Source organism: Pedobacter ginsengisoli, assembly GCF_030244015.1.
Classification (GTDB): domain Bacteria; phylum Bacteroidota; class Bacteroidia; order Sphingobacteriales; family Sphingobacteriaceae; genus Pedobacter; species Pedobacter ginsengisoli.
Genome location: NZ_JASSYX010000007.1, coordinates 1 through 1,132, shown reverse-complemented (window position 1 = coordinate 1,132; position 1,132 = coordinate 1). Strand labels below are relative to the sequence as shown.

Annotated in this window: 1 protein-coding gene; it reads right to left on the bottom strand. The window is 53.2% G+C overall.

Going from position 1 to position 1,132, the window contains the following annotated elements; genetic code table 11:
• The coding region (locus QEP08_RS20860; protein WP_285060738.1) for a protein-disulfide reductase DsbD family protein at positions 1 to 1,132 on the bottom strand (1,132 nt) is incomplete at both ends.

The following is a 1,132-nucleotide window of genomic DNA, read 5'->3' as shown; positions in this document are numbered from 1 at the left end:
CATCCAATCCGGTTTGCAGGTAAGCTGCGTATTCTTTAGCATCGAATACCGCACCCTGCGGTTTTACCAGCGGAACCAGGTCATGTCCGGTCAGCACATAAAACGGTTGTGAGTTTGACCCATACCTGCTGGCCTGAAAATCCCCGTTCCAATAACCCAGGTCATCTGTTTTTCTCCTCAGGATCTCCGAATAATGCACCTTGCCGGCAGGCATCTTTATTTTTCGCTCATCTACATACAACTGGATCAGCACATATTCCCTGATCAGGTTCCCAACTTCTGGCTTCACCCAGACGTTGTCTTCCATCTTCCTGCAGTTCACACAGGCCCAGCCTGTAAAGTCCAGCATCACCGGCCTGTTCACTTTTTTCGCGTAAGCCAGTCCTTCCTCCAGGTCAAAGAAGGGGGTAAAGCCAACCGGTTTTTTAAATACTTCGTCATATTTCACCCTGGCAGGAAAGCCCGGTTCGGAGGCTGAAGTGCCTGATCCGCTGCCGCTCAGCAGGAAGTCCTGGGTATTCATCGGCGGGGCCAGCCCGCTCAGCACGCTCACCGGTGCCCCCCAAAGGCCAGGGACCATATATACGGCAAATGAAAAGGACAGCACAGCAAGGAACAGCCTGGGCACAGAAACATAAGCAAGGTCACTGTCATGGGAGAACTTGAGCTTGCCCAAAAGGTAAACCCCCATCAGCACAAAGATCACGATCCACAGCGAGAGGAACACCTCACGGTCAAACCATTCCCAGTGCCAGACCAGGTCTGCGGCAGAAAGGAATTTCAAAGCCAGTGCCAGTTCCAGGAAACCCAGGCAGACTTTTACGCTGTTCAGCCAGCCGCCCGATCTGGGCATGCTGTTTAAAAATCCGGGGAATACGGCCGATAAGGTAAATGGCAGGGCCAGGGCCAGTGAAAAGCCAAACATCCCTACAGCGGGGGCCAGCAGTTCGCCTTTGGAGCTGGCATCGACCAGCAAGGTACCGATAATGGGGCCTGTGCAGGAAAAGGAAACCAGTGCCAGCGAGGCAGCCATAAAGAAGATGCCGCCCAGTCCCTTGCTGCTATCGGCCTTATTGTCTATTTTATTGACCAAAGCACTCGGCAGGGTGATCTCGAATGCCCCGAAAAAGGA